The following is a 21,153-nucleotide window of genomic DNA, read 5'->3' on the forward strand; positions in this document are numbered from 1 at the left end:
CTCGCCGGCCACCCCAGGTTCCACATGCACTTCACCCCCACCTACTCCTCCTGGCTCAACCAGGTGGAAAGGTTCTTCGGGTTCGTCACCCAAGACCTCCTCCAACGCTCCGACCACCGCTCCGTCCAAGCCCTCGAGAAGGACATCCGCGACTGGGTCGCCGCGTGGAACGAGAACCCGCGTCCGTTCATCTGGACCAAGACCGCCGAGCAGATCCTCACCTCTATCGCAAGATTATTACAGCGAATTAACGGCGAGGGACACTAGAACGCGTGAAACGCCGTTCGGGATGGGTGCGGTGGCGGGTGTCGGCCGTTATGGGCCGGTCGGGTCTTGGCTGGCGTTGAGTTCCCGCAGGTAGCGGTTCTGTTCTTCCTCGAGCACTTGGTAAAGCGCGAGCTCCCGGCCGAGAGTTGCCTCTTCGCAATTGCCGCTGGCCCCGTCCGGGCAGGGCAGTTCGAAAGCGATGTCCGGGTTCTGCCCGGCGATCCGCCAGTACTCGTCTTCCGGCAGGTCGGGGTCTTCGGCTTGGGCGCGGTCCGCCTCGGCCCGCGCCGCGCTGTCGAAGGTTGGGCAGACGGCGACCAGCGTCCTCAACTGGTCGGGCGTGATTTCGCCGGGCAGGACCGCCGAGGGGTATGTGTCCCAGTTGTCGGCCACGGGAGGGTCCGGGTCGCGGGCCGCCGGGTATCCGTTCTCCCGTGCGCACGCCGCCCACTCGGCTCCCGCCGCCGCAGCGGCGGCCTTCTCCTGCAGTTCCTTGGTCGGGTCCGCCAAAGACTCCGGCCTGGAGTAGCCCGTGTTGGCGGAGCATTCCAGCCAGGCGTCGGTGCGGTCCACGCCCTCAACGATCACCCACCGGACGTCGCCGGGGGCTGACCCGGCGGGCTCGCGGGCGGCCCCCAACTCCTCGAACCCCATGACCGTCGAGCGGATCTCTTCCGAGGAGAGGTCCTGCCCGCCGCCGAGCGTGCAGCCGTCCACCCAGCACAGTTGCCACAAGGGCCCACCCTCTTCGGGCAGGACCGTCAACTGGCGCGCGTCGTCCCCAAGCTCCCGCGTCTCCGCGGTCACATCAGCGTCGGCCAAGCACCCGACCATCGCCTCCGCCGCAGCCCGCTGCGCCTGGGCGTCCGCCACGGGCGCCTCCGACCCGCCGCCCATTGAGGCGACGCGATCCTCCGACCCGGAGCACCCGCCGGCGACAGCCGCCACCAGGCAACAGGCCGCCCCCGCCAGCGTCCGGAAACGGCGCCGCCTGCCCCGGGGGGAATTGTTGACGCGGGTCATCCCGCCCCTCCCAAGCCTTCGACGTGCTTGACGGTCTCCGCCAGCAAAGCGTCCCAACGCGACAGCAGATCAGGCTCGGAGCGCCGCAGTTCCTCCCAGGTCGCCTCAGCCCGCGCCTTCGACCAAGCCCGCAACAGGCCCGACGAGTGCTTGCAATTCGCCGATGCGACCGCCGCCGCCTTCTCAGTCTCAGTGGGAGAGTCGCCGGGGAAGGCCTCAGCCATTGACCAGGGATCCGGGTAGTCGTACCCGGCCGCGGCCATGCACTCGCTCCACGCGGCATACCCGTCCCGCACCGCGCTGCCGTCTTCGACTTCGCTGGCAACCAGCAGCAACTGATAAGCCTTTTCGCGAAGGCCGTCCATGTCCGCCCAGTTCGGCGTAACCGAATCCAGGGCCGCACCCAAGCACGAGTCCGGGTCGTAACTCCCCACGACCGCACCGTCCGAGTCCCGGACGTCAACTGTGGCCGCGCCGTTCAGAGCCGCCGTGTAGCCCTCATCAGGGGACGGGAACTCGTGTTCCAACTGGTGCACGGACGCCATCCAAAGGGCCGATCTCACCCCGTTCGCCCGCGCCGAGTCCGGATCGGTCACGCCGTAAACATATTGGGCCTGCTCACGGACAAAAGCCCACGGGAAGGCCCCGCCCTGATATTCGTAACCACGCTCGGCCATGCACTGGGTGATCGCGGCCTCGCCCGCCTCCTGGATAAGGTTCGCCGCCGACTCGTCCGGATAAATGACGCGGTCCACCGGATTCGCCCACGCGCCCTCGATCAGCTCGGATTCGGTCAACTCCACCGAGTCAGCCGGCTCCGAACACCCGGCGGGGACCAGAGCCACGGCCGCAAGTCCGGCCAACGCCGCCAGCCCCCCGGCCGCAGTCCGCGGGCGCCCACGCGAGCCGTGCCGCCGTTGTTCCGTGAGGCGGCGGCCGAGGACCGCCTTCACACGGTTCGCTTCGGCCCCCGAACTCCCTTGTCGTCGCGCCATTGGCCAAACGTAACGAGCCACCGCGCGAAGGGAGTCGTCCACCGGACCGATCGACAGCGGCCGGCGGTCCTACCCCAGCATGACGCTTTGCGAGCCCCTACCCATCGACCACGCCGGTTTGCGCCCTACTGGGCGCAGATTGCGTGGTCGACGGCCCGGACGGGAAATGGGGGGCGCCCCCGCGTCCGTCAGCTTTCGGCCGGGGTTAGCTTCGCCAGGATCAGGTCGCGGACGCGGGCCGCGTCCGCCTGGCCCCGCGTGGCCTTCATCACCGCGCCCACAATCGCGCCGGCGGCTTGGACCCGGCCGGCCCGGATCTTGTCCGCCACGTCCGGCTGGGCCGCCAAAGCCGCGTCGATGGCCTCCGCCAGCGCCGCGTCGTCGGAGACGACCTCCAGGCCGCGCGCGGCCACCACCTCCTCCGGGGAGCCCTCGCCCGCCAGAACCCCTTCCAGGACCTGGCGCGCCAGCTTGTCGGTGACGCGACCCGACCGGATCAGGCCCTCCAAGGCGGCCACATCGGCAGGGCCCACCGGCAACTCGGCCAAGCCGACCCCGCGCTCGTTGGCGGCCCGGGACAACTCCCCCATCCACCACTTCCGGGCGCCGGCCGGGGTGGCTCCCGCCGCCACGCTCGCGGCTATCAGGTCGAGCGCTCCGGCGTTGACGGCATCGCGCAACTCCAAGTCGGTGAAACCCAACTCGGCTTGCAACCGCTTCCGGCGCTCGGCCGGCGGCTCCGGCAACGTGCGGCGCAACTCCTCCACCCACGCCCGTGACGGCTTGATCGGCAGGAGGTCCGGCTCCGGGAAGTAGCGGTAGTCCTCGGCCTGCTCCTTGGAGCGGCCGGGCGAGGTCGACTCGCTGTCCTCGTGCCAATGCCTGGTCTCCTGGGCCACGGGCAGCCCGGCCGCTAGCAACCCCGCCTGGCGGCGGACCTCGTAGCGGACGGTCCTCTCAATGGAGCGCAGCGAGTTGACGTTCTTGGTCTCCGACCGCTTCCCGAATGGCACCTGCGCCTGTTCGGCGGGCGTGGCCGCCCTCGGCCGCAGCGACAGGTTCACGTCCGCCCGGATGGAGCCCTGCTCCATGCGCGCGTCGGAGACCCCCAAGGCGATGACCAATTCGCGCACAGCCGCCACATAGGCACGCGCCAACTCCGGCGCCCGGGCGCCCGCCCCCTCGATCGGCTTGGTGACGATCTCCACCAGCGGCGTCCCGCCCCGGTTGTAGTCCACCAAGGTGTAGTCAGCCCCCTGGATGCGCCCGGTGGCGCCCCCCACGTGCGTGTTCTTGGCGGCGTCCTCCTCCATGTGCGCCCGCTCGATCCCAATCCGGAAAACGGCGCCGTCAGCCAGTTCGACGTCCAAGAAACCGTCAAAGTCGATGGGATCCTCGTATTGCGAGATCTGATAGTCCTTGGACAGGTCCGGGTAGAAATAGTTCTTGCGGGCGAAGGTGGAGTGCTCGGCGATCTTGCAGTTCAGCGCCAGGCCCAGCCGGATGGCGGATTCGACGGCCTTGTGGTTGACCGCCGGCATGGCGCCGGGCAGGCCCAGGCAGACCGGGCAGACCTGCGTGTTGGGCGGAGCGCCGAAGCGGTTGGCGCAGGCGCAGAACATCTTGGTCTTCGTGTTCAACTCCACGTGGATCTCAATCCCCATGACCGGGTCGAACCGCTCCATCGCCTGGTCGAAAGCCATCAACTCGCTCATTTGCGCGCACCTTCCGGGATGGCGGGCGCCCGGTCCAGCAGCGCCCCGCCCCATTTGTCCTCCAGCGCCGCCTCCAGCGCGCCCGCCACCTGGTACAGGAAGGCGTCCGCGCGGGCGGGGGCCAAAACCTGGAAGCCGACCGGCAACCCGTCCTCGGCCAGCCCGCACGGCACCGAGATGCCGGGCACGCCCGCCAGGTTCGCGGGGATGGTGGCGACGTCCGCCAGGTACATGGCGAGCGGGTCCTCCAGCTTCTCCCCCAGTTTGAACGCGGTGGTCGGAGAAGTGGGGCTGACCAGCACGTCCACGTCCTCCCACGCGTTTTCGAAGTCCCGCTGGATCAACGTGCGGACCTTCTGCGCGCTGCCGTAGTACGCGTCGTAGTAACCCGCCGAAAGGGCGTAGGTCCCCAGAATGATCCGCCGTTTGACTTCCGGCCCGAAGCCCGCCTCGCGCGTGGCGCCCATCACCGACTCGGCCGTCACGGGCCCGGACTTGGGCTCCACGCGCAGGCCGTAGCGGATCGAGTCGAACCGCGCCAGGTTGGAGGACGCCTCCGAGGGCATGATCAGGTAATACGCCGGCAGAGCGTAGCGGAAGGACGGGCAGGAGATCTCCTGCACCGTGGCGCCCAGCCCCGTCAGCAGTTCCAGCGCCTCCCCGAACCGCTTGGTCACGCCCGGTTGGTAGCCGCGGCCGCCCAGTTCTTGCACGATGCCGACCCGCAACCCCTTTACCTCCCCCGCCAGTCCCAGCCGGGCCGCGCTGACAACCGGCGCCACCGGCTCGTTCAGGGACGTCATGTCCTTCGGGTCGTGGCCGGCTATGACGGCGTGCAGCAGGGCCGTGTCCAGCACGTTCCGCGCCACCGGCCCCACCTGGTCCAGGGAGGACGCCATGGCCACCAGGCCGTAGCGGCTGACCGCGCCGTAGGTCGGCTTGACGCCCACGGTGCCGGTGACGGCCGCCGGCTGGCGGATCGACCCGCCCGTGTCAGACCCAAGCGCCAAGGGGGCCTCGAAAGCGCCCACCGCCGCGGCCGAACCTCCGCCGGACCCGCCGGGAATGCGGTCCAGGTCCCAGGGGTTGTGGGTTGGGCCGTAGGCCGAGTGCTCGGTCGAGGAGCCCATGGCGAACTCGTCCATGTTCGTCTTTCCGAGCACCGGCAGCCGGGCCTCGCGGAGCTTGCGGACCACGGTGGCGTCATAGGCGGGAACCCAGTTCTGGAGGATCCTCGACCCGCAGGTGGTCGTCAGGCCCTTGGTCGCGAGCACGTCCTTGACCGCTATCGGCACCCCCGCCAACTCGGGGAGGTCCTCCCCGGCGGCGCGGGCGGCATCGGCGGCTTTGGCCTCGGCCAACGCGGCTTCCGGCAGGGTGCGGAGGAAGGCGTGGACGGCGCCGTCCACGGCTTCGATCCGGTTCAAATGCGCCTGGGCGAGCTCCACGGAGGAGACCTCGCGGCTGGCGAGCAGGCGCGCCATCGCGGCGGCGCTCAGGCGGGTGAGGTGGCTCACGGCTCCTCCCCCAGGATTTGCGGGACCTTGAACTGGTCGGCCTCGCGGGCGGGCGCGGACTGGAGGGCCTCCTCGACGCTCAGCGAGGGGTGCACCACGTCCGGGCGGAAGACGTTGGCCAGCGGGATCGGGTGGGAGGTGGCCGGCACGTCGCCGCCGGCGGCTTCGCTGACCGTGCGCACGGCCTCGACAATGGAGTCGAGTTGGCTGGCGAAGTGGTCTAGCTCGTCGTCCGCCAGCGAAATGCGGGCGAGCGCGGCCACGCGCGCCACTTCGGCGCGTGAGATAGCAGGCATACAGGCCAGTTTATGACCTCAAGGCGAAAACCACGCCTCCACCTGCGAATCGCCCAGCGGGCCCCGTTTGGCGGTCAGAGGTGCGCGCAAGGGTTCCGATCAGCGGCGCGCCGGCGGAACAGCGGCTGCCCGTCAGAGTTGCGCGCGCAGGCGCTCGGCCTTGGCCTGGACCTCGGCCGCCTGGGCCGCCTGGAACTGTTTCAACGCGGTCCGGGCGGCGGCGGCCTCGGGGCCGTCACCGGCGGCGATTATCCGCCCGGCCAGCAAGCCCGCGTTCTTGGCCCCCCCGATCGCCACCGTGGCGACCGGGACCCCGGCGGGCATCTGGGCTATCGACAGCAGCGAGTCCAAGCCGTCCAGCACCTTCAGGGCCACCGGGACGCCGATCACCGGCAACTCGGTGACCGCCGCGAACATGCCGGGCAGCGCCGCCGCGCCGCCCGCCCCCGCGATGATCACCTTGAGCCCGCGGCCGGCCGCCTCGCGGCCGTAGCCGATGGTCTGGTCCGGCAGGCGGTGAGCCGAGATCACGTTCACCTCATAGCCAATGCCGAGCCCGGCCAGCGCCTCCGCCGCCGCTTTCATGACGGGCCAATCGGAATCAGAGCCCATGACAATGCCGACGCGAATAGGGTTGTTCACGCCGTCAAGGATAGGCGACCGGCCGGCGGCGAACCCGCCGCGGCGGACGCCACGGCGGACCTGGCGGCCGGGATCGGTGGCTATAGTTGCCCGGTGAGTTTGATCGGACGCCTGGACGCCTGGGAGGCGAAGGTGGGCGGCCGGTTGCCCAAACTGGCGCGGCGCGCTTACGAGGCGGGCAAGTTCGGGGCGGTCGGAGCTGCCGCCTGGGTGGTGGACAACGGCGTTTTCCTGCTGCTCACCCAGGGCCCGTGCAAGCTCATGGCGGGCATCCCCGTCCGGGCGTCCGTGATCGGCAACCTGGTGGCGACGGGGTTCTCCTATATCGGCAACCGCTACTGGACCTTTTCCGGCAAGCGGGCCAAGATGCCCGCCAAAGAGCTGGCCGCGTTCGTGATCGCGAACATAGTGGGCATTGTCATCACCACCGCCTGCCTGTACTTTTCGCGGTGGGTGCTGGACTTCCACGGGGCCGGGCCGGACACCTTGGCCCGGAACATCGGGATTGTGCTCGGCACCATCTTCCGGTACCTGGCGTACAAGTTCTGGGTGTTCAAGGCGGAGCCGACCAAGTAGGGAAAATGGGGACGGTACCTATTTCCGGCAAGCCGGAAATAGGTACCGTCCCCGTTTTCAGCGGGAGGAGGACAGGAAGACCGTGAACACCGGCGGCCGGCGTTTGCTCAACTCCAGGCGGCCGCCCTCGGCCGCGACCAGGTCCCGCGCCACCGCCAAGCCCAATCCGGTGGAGCCGCCGGTGGAGAAGGACCGCTCGAAGATCTTGGGCGCCAATTCGGCGCTCACGCCCTCGCCCTCGTCCTCCACCTCGATCGCCACGCCGCCCTGGACGCGGCGCCCGCGCAAGGTGGTGACCCCCGCGCCATGCGTCAGGGCGTTCTCCAACAAGGTGGCGATCACCTGGGAGAGCGTCCCCGGTGAGGCCGTGACCGTGAGCGACTCGTCGCTCTGGACCACCAGGGACCGGTCCGCCTCGGCGAAGATCGGGAGCCATTCCTCTTGCTGCTGCTGGAGCACCTCCGCGAGCCGCAGCCAGCGCCGGGGCGAACCGGAGCCGGACTTGGTCCGCCCCAACAGCTCGTCAATCGTGGAGGCCAGGCGCTCGATCTGCTCCAGCGAGATCCGTGCCTCCTCCTTCACGTCCTCCTGGGTGGTCAGGTACTCGATCTCCTCCAACCGCATGGCCAGGGCGGTCAAAGGCGTGCGGAGCTGGTGCGACGCGTCGGAGGCGAACTGCCGCTCCACCGCCAGCCGCTTGGCCATGCGGTCCCCTGAGCGCGCCAGCTCCTCCGCAACCAGGTCTATCTCCTCGATTCCCGCCTTCGGCGGCCGGATGCGGAGCTGGCCCGCGCCCAGTTGTTCGGCCGTCGCCGCCAGGTAAACCATGGGCGCCGACAGGCGCCTGGCCAGCCAGGCGGCGAAGACCATCCCCACGGACATGGCCACCAGGCACGCCAACACCACCAAGCCGATCGCGGGGAGCGACCGCACCTGCAACGCCCACCACGAGACCTTGAAGTCAACGCTGGTGGCGGTCAGCGGCGACGCGCTGATGACGACAAGCTGGCCGGTGATCGGGCTGCCGGCGCTCATCACGGTGCCGTCCCGGAGTTCCACGTCGATGCGAACCCGCAGTTGGCTGGACGAGCGGCTCAGATAGGAGTCCAACACCGACTGGGAGACAGGCAGCCGCACCGACTGGTAACTGTCCAACAAGGCCGCGAGAGCGTCAGCGCGGCTCTGGACCTCGGCCTTCGCCTCCGATTTCCCGAACTGCCCGGCGAACACCGTCAGCGGCACTCCCAGCAACATCACCGCCACCGCCACCGCCATGGTGGTGGCGACCATCAAGCGTCGGCGCACCGGGCCTCAACTGGCGGTCTCGAACCGGAATCCCATGCCCCGGATGGTGGTTATGTAGCGCGGCGAGGTCGCGTCGTCGCCCAGCTTCCGCCTAAGCCAGGAGACGTGCATGTCCAGGGTCTTGGTCGAACCGGCGGACGGTTCGGAGCCCCACACCTCGCGCATCAAAGACTCCCGGCTGACCACGGAGCCGCTTTCCCGCACCAGCGCCTTCAGCAAGTCGAATTCCTTGGCGGTCAGATGAAGCTCGCGCTCGCCGTGGTAGGCGCGGTGGGCGGCGACCTCGACGCGGACGTCTTGGGCCCGCAGCTCGTCGCTGGAGCCCGCCTCCGCCCCGGAGCGGCGCAGCAGCGCCCGCACCCTGGCCAGCAGTTCGGCCAGCCGGAATGGCTTGGTGACGTAATCATCTGCCCCCGCGTCCAGGCCGACCACCAGGTCCACCTCGTCCGCCCGCGCGGTCAGGATGAGGATGGGGGGTTGCGGCCCCCTGGACCGCAGCGCCCTCGCCACATCAAGGCCGTCCATGTCGGGGAGCCCAAGATCGAGGATCACCAGGTCGGGGCTTTCTGGTGCTTCGAGCACGGCCTGGCCGTTGTCGAAGACGGTTACGTCGTAGCCTTCGCGGGTAAGGGCTCGGGCCAAAGGATCGGCAATGGCCGAGTCATCTTCCGCTAACTGAATGCGCGCCATAAGGGGAATTGTAGGGCACGAGAATCAAAATGTGGCAGACAATTGACCCAATCTTGACGTTTTTTCAGAATCTTCGGCTTTCACGGCCCGCCCCGTGCCCCGGCCTCCGCCCTAGCCCGCCATGGCGAGCCGCGCCTGCGCCCGCGCCCGGTGCAGCCGCGACCGCACCGTACCAAGACGCACTCCCAGCGCGTCCGCGATCTCCTGATAGCTCCTGCCCTCCACGTCGCACATCACCAAAGCCCTCCGCAAATCGGGGCTGAGCTGCGACAACGCCTCGTTGAGGCGTTCATCCAAGGTCATCGACTCGACGACCCGCTCGGGCGTCGAGCCCGAGTCGACCACGTCCCCGGCCTCCTCCCCCAAGGACTCAAAACGCATCCGCGTCTCGCGTCTCTTCGCGTCCAAGAACAAGTTGGTGGTGATCCGGTGCAGCCAGCCTTCAAAGCTGCCCTCCGGGCGGTAGCTTTCCAAAGCGCGGAACACGCGCAAGAAGGTCTCCTGGGCCAAGTCTTCGGCATCGGGCGTGTTGCCCGTCAAACGGTAGGCGACCCGGTAGACCACCGGGTAGTGGCGCTCGGCGATTTCGGCCCAAGACGACCGGTCGAGGAACGGCGCCGGGGCTGCGTCGTCCGTCGGGGCAGGCTGCGTCGCCTGAGCAGCCGGTGCGGTTGCGGTTAGCATCCGAACCTCCCATCGGGGTGGGCGAGGCGGGTCCGTCGGCCGCCGCCAGGGGCCTTGGGGCACGGATCGGCCGGGTCAGGGTCAGCCGTTCCGCTAACCCAAATCGTAGCGCGTCACAACCGCAAAAAGGCTGATCAACGGCCTAAGTGTGACTAAAATCACAGTTCCGCGCAGTGTTTTCCACAGTTGCCCGATGCCGTCCCCCCACCGCCGCTCCCCCGCCCGGTTTCCGGCTTGGACCGGCCGCCCGCGCCCAGCGCCGCCCGATTTCGGGTCGGCCCGCTTGGGCCCGGCTTTGGCGGGGGCCCTGGCCAGGTCGGATAACATCAGAACATGGGTGGAGGCGTCGACTACGTGGCGAACTGGGTTTTCGCCGAGGATTTCATTCCCGAGTCCGAAGCTCTGACGCACGCCCGGTCGCGTGCCCAAGAGTTGGGGATAGCCGCGCCGTCGCCGGGCGCGGGGGCCCTGCTCGGGGTGGTAGCGGGCGCGCTCAAAGCGGCGGCGGCCGTGGAGATCGGCACCAGCGCCGGGGTCGGCATCATCTACCTGCTCAGCGCCATGCCGCCGGGCGGGATTGTCACGTCCGTAGACGTCGAGGCCGAACACCAGCACGCCGCGCGCGAGGCGCTCCGGGAGGCCGCCATCCCGCTCAGCCAGGTGCGCCTGATCAACTCCCGCCCCGCCGAGGTCCTGCCCCGACTGGCTGACGGCGCCTACGACTTGGTGCTGTTGGGCGGCAACAAGCTTGACTACGCCGACCGGCTGGCTGACGCGATCCGGCTGCTGCGTCCCGGCGGCGTCTTGGCGATAGACGGCGCGCTGGCGGACGGCCGCGTCCCGGACCCGGCCCGCCGCGACCCGGTCACGGTCACCGTCCGGGAAGTGGGCCGCGAACTGCGGGAACGCGAAGACTTGACAGTGGCGCTGAACGCCGCCGGGGACGGGTTGATCCTGGCCGTCAAACGTCCCCGCACGCACTGATCCGGTAGAGGCGGGCCGTGCCGCCGGCGTCGAGTTCTTCGAAGCTCTGGGTGAGATCCAGCCCCTTGGTCAGCGAGGCGAACTCCGTCGAGTTGTAGTAGACCGTCGAATCGGCGTAAAGGTAGCCGACCTTGAGTTGGCGCAGCGCGTCGCACACCTTCGGGTCTTCGTTGATCTGGGGGAAATGCTCCAGCAGGTAGCGGCGCGGCGCGTTCCAAGCCCCGTCGACGGCCCCGAAGACGACCTCCCGCCCGGTCAGGGCGTAGACCAGGGCCTCCCCGGTGTTCGGGTCGCCCAGGATGAGGCGGTCCGCCTCCGTCTTGGCGGGCAGCCGTTTGACCATGTCGATTTCGGCCGCGCTCAGGAAACGCGGCCGCTCCGGCCCTTGGTCAAGCGCGAACGCGTAGGCCTTGAACCGACCCGGCCGGACCGCCATCACGGCGGCCGTGGCGGCCAGACAGGCGACCAGGCCCGCGGCCACCAGCCCCCGCCCGCGGCCGCCGGGCCGCGCCTGCCTGGCTGGCCGGGCCGGGCCGGATGAACGCGCGGATCCAGGCGCGCCGGCCAACGCGGCCCGGTCGCCGGCTCCGGGCCGGGCCGGGCCGGTTGGAACATCCCCGCCGGGCGGGCTGGCCGAGGTCGGTCGGCCGGATGGACGTGCGGATCCGGGCAGGCCGGCCAACGCGGCCCGGTCGCGAGTTCCGGGCCAGCCGGCGGGCCGGGCCCGCGCCGCCCACATCGGGGGGCCGAACCGGTCCCAAAGGCGGGCCGATCCGACCGCCGCCAACGGCAGGGCGATCACCGTCAGGGCAACGCCCAGGCGCGCCCGGTCCACGTACCACAGACCCGTTAACCAGGTCATGAACCCCAGTTGGGCCGCAGCGGCGGCGTAGACGCAGTCGACGGCCGCGAAGGACGCGATCAGCCAGCGGTGGTGGCGATCACGCCAAATCACCGCCAAACCCGCGATCACCGCGACGGCCGCAAACGCGTTCGGCGCGTTCTGGAAGTTCGACGTCGAATCGGCCAGGCCGCCAGCCAACGCCAACGCCGGGTTGACCGCCTCCTGGGGGGAACGCACTTGCATGACCTGTTGCAGTTCGGGCAAAGACAAAGCCGCCGCCACCGCGAGTCCCGCCAACGCCGCGACCCCCGTCACACAGGCGATGGTGCCCGCCCGCCAGCCTCTGCGCCAGCCGCGCGCGGTCAGGGTCACCAAGATGTAGCCGGCCACGGGGCTGGCCAGCAGCAGGTAGGAGAACACCGCGATCGGGTGCGCCAGCCCCAACCCCGCCAACGCCACCGCCAACACCAGCAGGCGCCCCACCACGCCGCCTGAACGCTCCCGGATCAGGCGCGCTATCTGTACCGACCAGCCCAGCAGGGCCGGGAGGAGGGCCGCGCCGACAGCGTAGGGCACTTGCAGCACCAGCGCGGACGGCGTGGACTGGAACACGGCCGCGAGCACCGCGCCAACCACCGCGAGGCGCGGCTCAGCTGGGAAAAGCACCCGCATCAGGTAGAGCACGCCCAACGTCCAAACCGTCGTCTCGGCCGCCAGCGCGGTCACGTTGAGGGCCGCGAACACGTCCACGCCTCGGGGGATCAACCCGGCCGCCGCGTGCACCGCCGCCGGATAGTAGGCCGTGCCGACGTCCGGAAAATGGTTGACGTCCATAGCGAACGGCGAGGCGTCGCCGGTCTGGCGGATCAACTGGACCAGGTTGTAGTGCAGCACCAAGTCCCGCCGCTGGCCAATCGCGCCGGGCGAACCCATTCCGATCAGCGCGCTGGCCAGCGCCCAGGCCGCCGCGCCCAGGCCGGCCCCGCCCGCCAACGCCCACTGGCGCGCGCTCCAGCGCGGCAGCGCCCGCGGCGCTGTGACCAGCGGGAAGAACCGGCCGACCAGGTAGGCGAAGCCGCTGGCCAGGGCGGTCCCGCCCGCCAGCGCCCACCAGGACCAGCGCAGTCCGGCCCACGGCGCGGCCAAGGCCGCGCACCCCACCACCGCCAACGACAACGCGGGCGCCAACGCCGCCAGCGCCAGGCCCCGCAACCCGGCTATGCGGCCGACCACCGCTCCGGGCGCGAACAACACCACGCCCGCCACGGCGCCGGCCACCAGGAACGTGGTCAACCGCTTGCCCGCTCCGACGCCGTCCGGCCGCCCCCCGCGCCCCCGCCCGCAGACGGGTCTGGCGCACTCTTAGCCGCGCCGGTGCCCGGCGTCGAAACCCCGGCGGAGCCTGCCACCGTTTCGGGGGCGGGCGGACCTGCCGCGCTCTTGGCCGCGCCGGCGTCGGCGTCCGGCGCCGAACCTGCGGCGGAGTCTGTCGCGCCCCCGCCCGCAGCGGAGCCCGCCACCGTCTCGGCGCCAGACGGGCCTGCCGCGCTTTCGGCCGCGCCGGTGCCCGGCGCCGAACCCCCGGCGGGGTCTGGCGCCGCCGCCGCGCTCGCGTTCGAGTTCGCGGTGTTTGGCAGAGGTTCCGCCTCCGGACGCGGGGGCGGGGCCTCGATCAGCGCGATCCGGCGCGCAAGCGCCGTCAACTGGCGCAAAGTCCGCTGGTCGCGGACGTAGCGGGTTGAGACGTAAGAGAAGAAGACCACGATCAAGGCGTACAGCAGCAGGTCCGCGCCGCGGCCGACGCCCACCCTGCGGGCCAAGCCCGTCAGCATGTCAGGCTGCACAATCGAGGCGACCGCCACCGCCGCAAACGCCAACAGGCCCAGGCGCCTGAGCGCCTGGCGCCGCTGGCCGTGGCCCCGCGCCAACGCCAGCGCCAGCGCCACCACCGCCGCTATCAGGACAATCTTGATGACCATGGGAGCCTCACTTCACCAACAAGTCGACCAAGATGTTGACCGAGTTGAGCAGCGATTGGCCCTTCGACCGCGAGTAATCCGAGTAATGGATCTCCACCCCGGCCTCCGTGAAGGCCAACTTCTCCTGCTTGATCCGCTCAATCACCTCGGTGGCGTGCGCCATGCCCGGCTGGGTCAGATTCATGGCCGCGACCGCGGCGCGGCTCATGGCCCGCAGCCCGTTGTGGGTGTCCGTCAGTTTCAGGCCCGTCGAAAAGTTTGTGTACGCCACGGCGGCCTTCAACACCAGGCGCTTGAACCGGCCCATGTTCGGCGCGCGGCCCAACAAGCGCGACCCGAGCACCACGTCGAAACCTTCGCTTAGGCGGCGGGCCAGCTGGACGGCATCGGACACCAGGTGCTGGCCGTCCGCGTCAAAGGTGACCACGCGGGCCATCAGCGGGTCGCCCAAAACGTACTCGAAGCCGGTCTGCAGAGCCGCCCCCTGGCCCAAGTTGACGGGATGGCGGACGAGCCGCACGCCCTGGCCGAAGAACGCCTCGGCGATCAGGCGGGAGGGGTCGGTGGAGGCGTCGTCCACCACGCACACGTGGGGGAAGCGCGCCGTCAGGTCCGCGAGCGTGCGCTCCAGGACGGGCGCCTCGTTGTAGACCGGCACCACCACCCACAGGTCGTCGAACTCGGGGCCGTCCATGGCATCAGGCTAGCCGCTCGACCAACGCGACCAGGGTGCGGACGCCGAACCCGGTGGCCCCCGGCGGCGTCCAATCCTGGCCGCCGCCCGCGCGGGCCGGGCCGGCGATGTCGAGGTGCGCCCAGCGGACCGCGCCCGCGAAACGCTCCAAGAACAGGCCCGCGGTGATGGCCCCGGCCCCCCAACCCGGAGCGCCGATCGAGTTCAGGTCGGCGTTCGGCGTCTCCAAAGCCTCGCGGTAGTCCTCCGCCAAGGGCAGGCGCCACCAGCGTTCGCCGTGTTGCAGGCCCGCCTCCTCGATCCAGGCCGCAAGCGTGTCGTCCCTGGTCATGACGGCGCCCAGATTCAAGCCCAACGCCACCTTGGCCGCGCCCGTGAGAGTCGCCACGTCGATCAGGCAGTCTGGCTTGAGGTTGGCCCGCGCGTAGGCCAGGGCGTCCGCCAGGACCAGGCGCCCCTCCGCGTCCGTGTCCCCGACTTCGACTTGGGCGCCGCCATCTTGAGTCTTGCCGCCGATTCCGATCACGTCGCCAGGCCTGTACGATCCGGCCCCTACGGAGTTTTGCGCCAACGGCACCACGGCCGTCACTTGCGCTGGCAGCCCCAGGTCGGCCGCGGCCAGGACGGCGGCCACGGCCGTGGCCCCGCCCGCCATATCCGTCTTCATGGTCACCAGCCCGCTGTTGGGTTTCAGGTCCAAGCCGCCCGAATCGAACGTGATGCCCTTGCCGACAATGACTATGCGGGGAGCGCCTTTGACGTTCGGGGGCGTATGCGTGGCCACCACCAGCCTGGGCGCGCGGGATGGGTCTGCGGCCGGGCCCTGCCAGGCGGCGGCGCCCACGGCCAGAGTCGCGTTCAGACCTTGGCTGGCGAGTTCGTCCGGCCCGAGGACCTTGATTCGCAAAGTGTCGCGGCTGGCGGCCGCGGCGACCGCCTGGCTGGCGAAGGTCGCCGGCGTCTTGAGGTTTGAGGGCCAGTTGACCAGGTCGCGGGCCAGTGTCGTGGCGGCGGCGACCAGCCGGGCCCGGTCCACGGCCTGGCGGTCATGGCCCCCTATCAGGGTGAGGTCGCCGGTGACGTTGGCGTTTGCGTCGGGGGTTGGCCCCTCGGGTGGGATGACGGCATCGTCGGCTTGGGCGGCCTGGGCGCGGCCTGGCTGGTTGCGACCTGTTTGGGCGCGGCCTGGCTGGGCCAGGCTCGCGAGCGCGCGGGCCACAGGGAACGCCGGACCAGACTGGGACGCGGCCGCGCGGCCGTACCTGACCGGCCGGTACGCTCCCAGCAGGTAGCCCTCGACCAGCGCGCCGGTGGCCTTGGGCGACTCGGATCCGAACCCCGTCGCGACACTCCCCTTGCCGCGGGCGGTGCGGGCGAGCTTGGCGCCGGCCTTGCGGTGGTCCTCCGCCGTGCCGGCGCCGGTGCCGATCAGGATGACGGCTGGAGCCAGACCAGACCAGGGGCTTGCCTTGGCGTGCAATTCGGGCGACTCCAGCACCAGGGCTTCGCCCGCTTTGCCCCTGAAACCGGCCCGTTCGGCGGTGGCGGCGAAGTCAATGCCGTAGCGGACGGCCGCGTCGGCGCTGCCCGGACCAGGTTCCAGGCCGTCGGGTCCGGCACCCACGCCAAGCGCCAACACCGCCGCATGCGGGGCCTTGACCTGGGCGCTCGTGGCGACGCGCCCCCGCACCACGCGAATTGACGGCAGCACCCCGGCACCCCCGGGACCACCTGCGGGACCGTTCTGTTTCAAACCAAGACAGCCTTGAGGCCGTCGTCGAGCGCTGTGGCTTCCTCCTGGTTCAACTCCACCACCAGGCGTCCGCCGCCTTCAAGCGGGACGCGGATGACAATTCCGCGACCTTCTTTGACCACTTCGAGGGGGCCATCTCCAGTCCTCGGTTTCATGGCTGCCATGCTTGTCCCCTTCCCGGACTCCAACAAACAAACTCGTCACATTCTAATGCCCGCCTGCGCCATCCCTGGTCAGCGTGTCGAACCGCAAGTGAATCCCGGTCGGCTGACGGCGCCCCGCCACTTGGTGCCGGCAGACGTCAGAGCGTTTTCGCCTCCCGGCGCAGCTTGAAAACCGCCGCGAAATACAAAGACCACCAAGCCATCCATGTTGGCCATTGGATTAGGACCATGAAAGCGACCATGGCGCTGGGAGAAGCGGACAGCGGCCGGTACGGCAAAAGGGCTGCGGCGCCAAGGCAGGCCTGCGCCGCCAGGCCGGTCCAGCAGTACGCCAAAAGCAGCTTGCTCTGCTTGACCAGCGCCCAGACCCGACGTGCCGCCGCCCCTCGGAACCGACGCAGATAGAACCCCACCCAGAGCCAGGACACCAAAGCGCAGGCGCCAACCAGAAGGTTGGGCGCAATCGCGCCGTCGAACCCAGGAAAGCCCGCCTTTGCCGCCCTGACGGCGACCAGCGACATCACCACACCGACCGCCATCGCCAATCCCAACGCGGCCACCGTCGAATTCAGCAGCAGAAACTGGTTGACCCGGTCAGTCGGGTCGTTGGCAAGCAGAGCGGAAGAGGCCCGAACGCCTTTGCCCGGCTTGGCCAGGCGGTTGGCGCAAACCGTCCGCCCAACCGTCGCCTCGTGGTTGACCGGATCAAGGGCTAGCGCGTGGGCGTACGCCTGGTCGGCCCGCCTCGCCTGGCCGTTGTGAAGATAAGCCAACCCGAGAACCACGTGGGCGTCCGCCTCATGCGGCGCCAGCCCCACCGCGCGCTCGGCCAGCTCAACGTTCTTGATCCGCTCGACGGTCAAGGCGACGCCATCCCATAACTCATCCGAGTGCACGCAGCGCACACGCGTGTAGAGCACCAGCTTGCTCCAGTCCGCCGGCGCGAGTTCCAGCGCGAAGGAAGCCGCGCGGTGCGCCAACTCCGCCTCGCCCGCCGCTGAGGCGACTTCCGCCACAGTCACATGCGCCTCCGGGTCCTCCGGCTCCGCAGCCACAAGCTGGCCGGCTGTCCCCACAGCCTCCTCGTGCCGATCCAAAGCGCTCAAAGCGTAGGCCATGGATCGCAGGGCCGCCGGATCGCCGGGGTGGGCGGCCAAATGCCGCCCCAGCATTTCGACGGCCTCCCCTACAAGACCCGCCTCCAGCAACACACGAACCCGCCTCATCGAGAAGATCCCCGCCGGGTCGCCGAGGGCATTGGGGTCACCCTGCCGTCTTGTCGGCCCTGGGGCCGACCCAGGGCTTGGCGCGGGGCCGGGCGGCAGTCCGGCGCTCACAGGCGTTTCGACGCCTTCAAGTAGGCGCGCAGTTCGGCGAACGTGCCGTCGTCTTCGCCAAACAGCACCACGTTCTTGACCGTCTCAAGCCATTGGCCCACCGACGGGCGCGCGGTCTCCAAAGCCGCCCGCAAATCGGTCATCACGATCGGCCGCACCTGCCCGGTTCGGGCCGAATCCATCAGCGCCCGCTCGGCGGCGGCCTCGCACACATGGGCGATGTCGGCGCCGCTGAACCCCTCCGTCGCTCCGGCGAGCGCTCTTAGATCGATCCCGGCCACCGGGCGACCCTCCAGATGGTGCCGGAAGATCGCCTCGCGCGCGCCTCGGTCCGGCGGCAACACCAGGACCGTGCGGTCAAACCGACCCGGCCTACGCAGAGCCGTGTCAACCTGCCACGGCTGGTTTGTCGCCGCCAGCGTGAACACGCCCTCATTGTCGTGGGAAACGCCGTCCAATTCGGTCAACAGTTGGTTGACCACGTTTCTCAGGGTGTCGGAGGAAGACCCTCGCCGACCGCCCAAAGCGTCGAGTTCGTCAAGGAACACCACACATGGTGCCTCGCGGCGAGCCTCCATGAACAGGTGCCGGACGTTGCGCTCCGACGACCCGATCCACACATCCAGGACATCGGCTGCGGACACCGCCATGAACTTCGCGCCCAATTCCCCGGCCAGCGCCCGCGCGATAAAGGTCTTGCCGCAACCGGGCGGTCCGTACATCAGCAGCCCCCCGCGCAACGACTTGCCGTAGGCGGTCCGCAATTCGGGATTCCGCAACGGCGCCAAGAACGCGGCCGTCAGCCGCTCCTTGACTTGGTCTAGGCCGCCGACGTGCGCAAGTGTGATTTGCGGACGCTCCAGGCGGCCGACGCCCTCCGAGACGGCATCGGCGGCGGGTTCCGCGCCCCCCGCAAAAGGCGGCGGCAGCGAGATGCCCAAATCGGACTCTGCGGCCGCCCAGTCGAACTGAGGGGGCTCCCCGTGCGCCACCGCGGGCGCCGGACTGCTCGGCCCGGCGCTCGAGCCGTCGGCGAATCCGGCCGACGGCTCCCCGGACCGCGCGCCGAGGGCCCGCAACATCATGGCGGCGGCCCGCTCGTTGTCCGGTTCGGCGGACAGCACCCCGGCGAGTGTTGTGACGGCTGCGGCCGCCTGCCCTTCGGCCAACTCGAGTTCGGCCAAATGAAGGCGCAACGCGGTGTCGCCGCCGTCTTGAACGGCGCGCCTCAACGCGGCGATCAACGCGTCCTGCGCCGACTCGCCGCCGTTAGAAGGTCGGGGGGCCGAGTTCATTTCCGCAAGGCTAGCGCAGTCGGCCCGGATTGCCGATGCCCGGGACCCATTCCGGTGCGGGGCAGCCAACACACCGCCGGCCGCACAACGACTTCCGACCGCAGGCCCCATGCGGGCCAGGTGTGTCCCCGTCGTTCGAAGAAATCACCGTCCCCGTTTTGAGCGGTGGGGACAGACGTTGTTGGATGCCGGAGTTGCCTATTGCGGGGAGTTGGCACGTTCCTCGCGGCGGCGGCGGGCGGCGTCCCATTCGTGGCGGGCGACCGACTTGGGCATGCCGACGCTGATGCGGCCGTTTGCCACCGCCAGGGCCGCCAGCAGCGCGGCCACCATAAGCGCGATCAAGATCAGGGGGACCGGGGCGATGAAGCCGCCGAAGAAGATACCCAGTTTCGCCAGCATCAGTGCCTCCCCATCCCGCCTCGCCGCGGAGTCTCAGCCGCCGCCTCGATCACCGCCAGGGCCTCGGCCGGGGTGTCCACCACCGCGAACAAGCCAAGGTCCCGCGCCGACATGGCGCCGCGCTGGGCCACCACCTCCCGCAGCCAACCGGTCAGGCCGCCCCAATAGTCGGAGCCCATCAGCACAATCGGGAAGCCCTCGATCTTGTTTGTCTGGACCAAGGTCAAAGACTCGAACAACTCGTCCAAGGTGCCCAGGCCGCCGGGGAAGGCGACAAAGCCCCGTGCGTACTTGACGAACATGACCTTGCGGGCGAAGAAATACCGGAAGTCCACTCCCAGGTCCACCCACGGGTTGATGCCCTGCTCGGCGGGCAGCTCAATGCCCAGCCCGATCGACAACCCGCCCGCCTCATGCGCTCCCCGGTTCGCGGCCTCCATGATTCCGGGACCGCCCCCTGTGATAACGGCGTAACCGGCGGCGGCCAGCTGGCCCGCGAGCTCCCGAGCCGCCTGGTACCACCGGTCTTCCGGCTTGGTCCGGGCGGACCCGAACACGGAGATCGCCGGACCCACTCCGTCCAGGGCGTCGAACGCGGCGACCAACTCAGCCTGGATCCGCATGACCCGCCACGGGTCCGAATGACGCCAGGTCGAGTCGGTGGTCTCAGCCAAGAACGCCTGGTCGGTGGTCTGGCTCGGCACCCGAGAGCCCCGGTAAATCAACGGCCCAGTGCGGTAGACCTGCTGTTCACTCACCCGCACAGACTAGCGCGAAACCGCTCGCCTCCGGCGGCCGCCGAATGGGGGCGGCACCGGTTGCGGCAGGCCGGAAACAGGTACCGTCCCCGTTTCCGCCGGAAATAGGTACCGTCCCCGTTTTTGGCTCACGAGAGGTACTCCATGAGGATTGACGCCACCCGGTCGATTTGCTCCGCCGGGCAGGCCTCCTGGTCCTGGTGGGCCAGGGCCGGGTCGCCCGGACCCAGGTTGACGCCCGGAATCCCAAGAGACGCGAACCGGGCCACGTCCGTCCAGCCCTGTTTCGCCTTCGGCGCGGCCCCGCCGCGCGCCTGGACTATTGATGCCAGCCGGGCCGCCGCCGGATTCGTCAACCCCGGCCGGGCGGCCGGGGCCGAGTCGACCACCTCGACCTCGAAGCCCGTGAACAGCGCCCGCAGGATTCGCACGGCCTGGGCCTCCGTCTTGTCCGGGGCGAAGCGGTAATTCACCGTCAATGAAGCCCGGTCGGGGATGACGTTCGACGCGATCCCGCCCGCAATCCCGACCGCGTTGAGCGCCTCGCGGTAATCCAGCCCGTCAACGCGGATGGTGGCCGGCTCGAACTGGACCAGGCGGTCCAGGGCGGGCGCCAAAGCGTGGATGGCGTTGACGCCCATCCAGGGGCGGGCGGCGTGGGCCGCCTTCCCCAAAGCCGTCACCACGATCCGAACGGTGCCGTTGCAGCCTCCCTCTAACGACGCGTTGGTCGGCTCGCACAGGATGGCGAACTCCCCCTCGACCCAGTCGGGGTGGTTCCGGATGACCCGGCCCAGCCCCGATTTGACCAACGCGACCTCTTCGTTGTCGTAGAACACCCAGGTCACGTCGCACGCCGGGGCGGCCACGCCCGCCGCCGCTGACAGCATGGCCGCCAGCCCGCCCTTCATGTCGACCGAGCCCCGCCCCCACAAGACCCCGTCCTCCAGCCGTCCCGGCACGTTGGCGGCTATCGGCACGGTGTCCAGGTGGCCCGCCACGATCACCCGGCGTACCCGACCCAAATCGGTGCGCGCCACAATCGCGTCCCCGTCACGCAGGCAACTGAGGTGCGGCAGGGCGGCCAAGGCGAGTTCGACGGCATCGGCCAACGTCTTCTCCCCGCCGGAAACGGAGGGGATGTCGACCAACGCGAGCGCCAAGTCCGCCGCCGGCTGGCGAAGATCAAGCGTCATCTTGGCAGCGTACCGCGCCAGACCGACCCGTCCGGGG

At 69.7% G+C, this 21,153-nt stretch carries 22 protein-coding genes and 1 pseudogene; 3 read left to right on the forward strand and 20 right to left on the reverse strand.

The genetic code is table 11. The annotated features are described in order from the left end of the window. On the forward strand, nt 1-267 hold a 267-nt coding region (locus tag LBC97_07240), incomplete at its 5' end, for a transposase (GenBank protein ID MDR2565840.1). Nucleotides 268-315: 48 nt separating this feature from the next. Here LBC97_07240 and LBC97_07245 read toward each other — a convergent pair. The 6 genes from LBC97_07245 to purE all read right to left on the reverse strand — a co-directional run bounded on the left by LBC97_07245 (nt 316) and on the right by purE (nt 6,455). Continuing rightward, nucleotides 316-1,290 carry a hypothetical protein gene (locus LBC97_07245; GenBank protein ID MDR2565841.1) on the reverse strand — a complete coding sequence of 325 codons (975 nt, stop codon included), beginning with the start codon at nt 1,288-1,290 and terminating at the stop codon, nt 316-318. Beyond that, on the reverse strand, nt 1,287-2,285 hold the full coding sequence (locus LBC97_07250; GenBank protein MDR2565842.1) for a hypothetical protein: 999 nt from the start codon (nt 2,283-2,285) through the stop codon (nt 1,287-1,289). The genes LBC97_07245 and LBC97_07250 overlap by 4 nt, the downstream gene beginning before the upstream one ends. A 188-nt stretch (nt 2,286-2,473) precedes the next feature. Beyond that, on the reverse strand, nt 2,474-4,000 hold the full coding sequence (gene gatB, locus LBC97_07255; GenBank protein ID MDR2565843.1) for an Asp-tRNA(Asn)/Glu-tRNA(Gln) amidotransferase subunit GatB: 1,527 nt from the start codon (nt 3,998-4,000) through the stop codon (nt 2,474-2,476). After that, on the reverse strand, nt 3,997-5,484 hold the full coding sequence (gene gatA, locus LBC97_07260; protein MDR2565844.1) for an Asp-tRNA(Asn)/Glu-tRNA(Gln) amidotransferase subunit GatA: 1,488 nt from the start codon (nt 5,482-5,484) through the stop codon (nt 3,997-3,999). Before gatA ends, gatB begins: the two co-directional genes overlap by 4 nt. Before the next feature lie 29 nt (nt 5,485-5,513). After that, nucleotides 5,514-5,813, reverse strand: a complete 300-nt coding sequence (gatC, locus tag LBC97_07265) for an Asp-tRNA(Asn)/Glu-tRNA(Gln) amidotransferase subunit GatC (protein ID MDR2565845.1) — start codon at nt 5,811-5,813, stop codon at nt 5,514-5,516. A gap of 132 nt (nt 5,814-5,945) precedes the next feature. After that, nucleotides 5,946-6,455: a 5-(carboxyamino)imidazole ribonucleotide mutase gene (gene purE, locus LBC97_07270; GenBank protein MDR2565846.1), complete on the reverse strand. Its 510-nt coding sequence runs from the start codon at nt 6,453-6,455 to the stop codon at nt 5,946-5,948. 93 nt (nt 6,456-6,548) lie between these two features. On the opposite strand from purE, the gene LBC97_07275 reads away from it, so the two are divergent. Then, nucleotides 6,549-7,031: a GtrA family protein gene (locus tag LBC97_07275; GenBank protein ID MDR2565847.1), complete on the forward strand. Its 483-nt coding sequence runs from the start codon at nt 6,549-6,551 to the stop codon at nt 7,029-7,031. 57 nt (nt 7,032-7,088) lie between these two features. Here the strand turns inward: LBC97_07275 and LBC97_07280 are convergent, their stop codons facing one another. From LBC97_07280 to LBC97_07295, 4 genes and pseudogenes are all read right to left on the reverse strand, one after another. Continuing rightward, a complete protein-coding gene (locus LBC97_07280) occupies nt 7,089-7,736 on the reverse strand; it encodes a HAMP domain-containing histidine kinase (GenBank protein MDR2565848.1) in 648 nt (215 codons plus the stop codon). A gap of 291 nt (nt 7,737-8,027) precedes the next feature. Continuing rightward, nucleotides 8,028-8,285 (reverse strand): annotated as a pseudogene (locus LBC97_07285) (hypothetical protein). A gap of 57 nt (nt 8,286-8,342) precedes the next feature. Next, nucleotides 8,343-9,026, reverse strand: a complete 684-nt coding sequence (locus LBC97_07290) for a response regulator transcription factor (GenBank protein MDR2565849.1) — start codon at nt 9,024-9,026, stop codon at nt 8,343-8,345. 111 nt (nt 9,027-9,137) lie between these two features. Beyond that, nucleotides 9,138-9,710: a sigma-70 family RNA polymerase sigma factor gene (locus tag LBC97_07295; protein MDR2565850.1), complete on the reverse strand. Its 573-nt coding sequence runs from the start codon at nt 9,708-9,710 to the stop codon at nt 9,138-9,140. A 333-nt stretch (nt 9,711-10,043) separates the two neighbouring features. Here LBC97_07295 and LBC97_07300 point away from each other — a divergent pair, with 333 nt between their 5' ends. After that, nucleotides 10,044-10,694, forward strand: coding sequence for a class I SAM-dependent methyltransferase (locus tag LBC97_07300; protein ID MDR2565851.1), 651 nt, complete (start codon nt 10,044-10,046; stop codon nt 10,692-10,694). On the opposite strand, the gene LBC97_07305 is transcribed toward LBC97_07300, so the two are convergent. From LBC97_07305 to dapE, 10 genes are all read right to left on the reverse strand, one after another. After that, nucleotides 10,672-12,831 carry a hypothetical protein gene (locus LBC97_07305; protein ID MDR2565852.1) on the reverse strand — a complete coding sequence of 720 codons (2,160 nt, stop codon included), beginning with the start codon at nt 12,829-12,831 and terminating at the stop codon, nt 10,672-10,674. The two genes, LBC97_07300 and LBC97_07305, sit on opposite strands and share 23 nt — an antisense overlap. Further along, nucleotides 12,828-13,517, reverse strand: a complete 690-nt coding sequence (locus tag LBC97_07310) for a DUF2304 domain-containing protein (protein ID MDR2565853.1) — start codon at nt 13,515-13,517, stop codon at nt 12,828-12,830. Before LBC97_07310 ends, LBC97_07305 begins: the two co-directional genes overlap by 4 nt. A 7-nt stretch (nt 13,518-13,524) precedes the next feature. After that, nucleotides 13,525-14,211, reverse strand: a complete 687-nt coding sequence (locus LBC97_07315) for a glycosyltransferase family 2 protein (protein MDR2565854.1) — start codon at nt 14,209-14,211, stop codon at nt 13,525-13,527. 4 nt (nt 14,212-14,215) lie between these two features. Next, nucleotides 14,216-15,964, reverse strand: coding sequence for a leucyl aminopeptidase family protein (locus LBC97_07320; GenBank protein ID MDR2565855.1), 1,749 nt, complete (start codon nt 15,962-15,964; stop codon nt 14,216-14,218). Next, nucleotides 15,961-16,128, reverse strand: a complete 168-nt coding sequence (locus LBC97_07325) for a DUF3117 domain-containing protein (GenBank protein MDR2565856.1) — start codon at nt 16,126-16,128, stop codon at nt 15,961-15,963. The genes LBC97_07320 and LBC97_07325 overlap by 4 nt, the downstream gene beginning before the upstream one ends. 137 nt (nt 16,129-16,265) lie before the next feature. Then, nucleotides 16,266-17,354: a tetratricopeptide repeat protein gene (locus LBC97_07330; protein MDR2565857.1), complete on the reverse strand. Its 1,089-nt coding sequence runs from the start codon at nt 17,352-17,354 to the stop codon at nt 16,266-16,268. 107 nt (nt 17,355-17,461) lie between these two features. After that, nucleotides 17,462-18,760 carry an ATP-binding protein gene (locus tag LBC97_07335; protein ID MDR2565858.1) on the reverse strand — a complete coding sequence of 433 codons (1,299 nt, stop codon included), beginning with the start codon at nt 18,758-18,760 and terminating at the stop codon, nt 17,462-17,464. A gap of 198 nt (nt 18,761-18,958) precedes the next feature. Then, on the reverse strand, nt 18,959-19,162 hold the full coding sequence (locus LBC97_07340; protein ID MDR2565859.1) for a hypothetical protein: 204 nt from the start codon (nt 19,160-19,162) through the stop codon (nt 18,959-18,961). Beyond that, nucleotides 19,162-19,920, reverse strand: a complete 759-nt coding sequence (locus LBC97_07345) for a TIGR00730 family Rossman fold protein (GenBank protein ID MDR2565860.1) — start codon at nt 19,918-19,920, stop codon at nt 19,162-19,164. The genes LBC97_07340 and LBC97_07345 overlap by 1 nt, the downstream gene beginning before the upstream one ends. 128 nt (nt 19,921-20,048) lie before the next feature. Beyond that, nucleotides 20,049-21,116 (reverse strand): succinyl-diaminopimelate desuccinylase, encoded by a 1,068-nt coding sequence (gene dapE / locus LBC97_07350; GenBank protein ID MDR2565861.1) that lies wholly within the window; start codon nt 21,114-21,116, stop codon nt 20,049-20,051. Between the last annotated feature and the right edge of the window lie 37 nt (nt 21,117-21,153).

Source organism: Bifidobacteriaceae bacterium (genome assembly GCA_031281585.1).
Classification (GTDB): domain Bacteria; phylum Actinomycetota; class Actinomycetes; order Actinomycetales; family WQXJ01; genus JAIRTF01.

Excerpts from the sequence above, each read along its gene's own strand:
- LBC97_07245 (MDR2565841.1), bottom strand. The coding sequence starts at position 1,290 with ATGACCCGCGTCAACAATTCCCCCCGGGGCAGGCGGCGCCGTTTCCGG.
- LBC97_07250 (MDR2565842.1), bottom strand. The coding sequence starts at position 2,285 with ATGGCGCGACGACAAGGGAGTTCGGGGGCCGAAGCGAACCGTGTGAAG.
- gatB (MDR2565843.1), bottom strand. The coding sequence starts at position 4,000 with ATGAGCGAGTTGATGGCTTTCGACCAGGCGATGGAGCGGTTCGACCCG.
- gatA (MDR2565844.1), bottom strand. The coding sequence starts at position 5,484 with ATGGCGCGCCTGCTCGCCAGCCGCGAGGTCTCCTCCGTGGAGCTCGCC.
- gatC (MDR2565845.1), bottom strand. The coding sequence starts at position 5,813 with ATGCCTGCTATCTCACGCGCCGAAGTGGCGCGCGTGGCCGCGCTCGCC.
- LBC97_07280 (MDR2565848.1), bottom strand. The coding sequence starts at position 7,736 with ATGGCCAAGCGGCTGGCGGTGGAGCGGCAGTTCGCCTCCGACGCGTCG.
- LBC97_07290 (MDR2565849.1), bottom strand. The coding sequence starts at position 9,026 with ATGGCGCGCATTCAGTTAGCGGAAGATGACTCGGCCATTGCCGATCCT.
- LBC97_07295 (MDR2565850.1), bottom strand. The coding sequence starts at position 9,710 with ATGCTAACCGCAACCGCACCGGCTGCTCAGGCGACGCAGCCTGCCCCG.
- LBC97_07300 (MDR2565851.1), top strand. The coding sequence starts at position 10,044 with ATGGGTGGAGGCGTCGACTACGTGGCGAACTGGGTTTTCGCCGAGGAT.
- LBC97_07310 (MDR2565853.1), bottom strand. The coding sequence starts at position 13,517 with ATGGTCATCAAGATTGTCCTGATAGCGGCGGTGGTGGCGCTGGCGCTG.
- LBC97_07315 (MDR2565854.1), bottom strand. The coding sequence starts at position 14,211 with ATGGACGGCCCCGAGTTCGACGACCTGTGGGTGGTGGTGCCGGTCTAC.
- LBC97_07325 (MDR2565856.1), bottom strand. The coding sequence starts at position 16,128 with ATGGCAGCCATGAAACCGAGGACTGGAGATGGCCCCCTCGAAGTGGTC.
- LBC97_07330 (MDR2565857.1), bottom strand. The coding sequence starts at position 17,354 with ATGAGGCGGGTTCGTGTGTTGCTGGAGGCGGGTCTTGTAGGGGAGGCC.
- LBC97_07335 (MDR2565858.1), bottom strand. The coding sequence starts at position 18,760 with ATGAACTCGGCCCCCCGACCTTCTAACGGCGGCGAGTCGGCGCAGGAC.
- LBC97_07340 (MDR2565859.1), bottom strand. The coding sequence starts at position 19,162 with ATGCTGGCGAAACTGGGTATCTTCTTCGGCGGCTTCATCGCCCCGGTC.
- dapE (MDR2565861.1), bottom strand. The coding sequence starts at position 21,116 with ATGACGCTTGATCTTCGCCAGCCGGCGGCGGACTTGGCGCTCGCGTTG.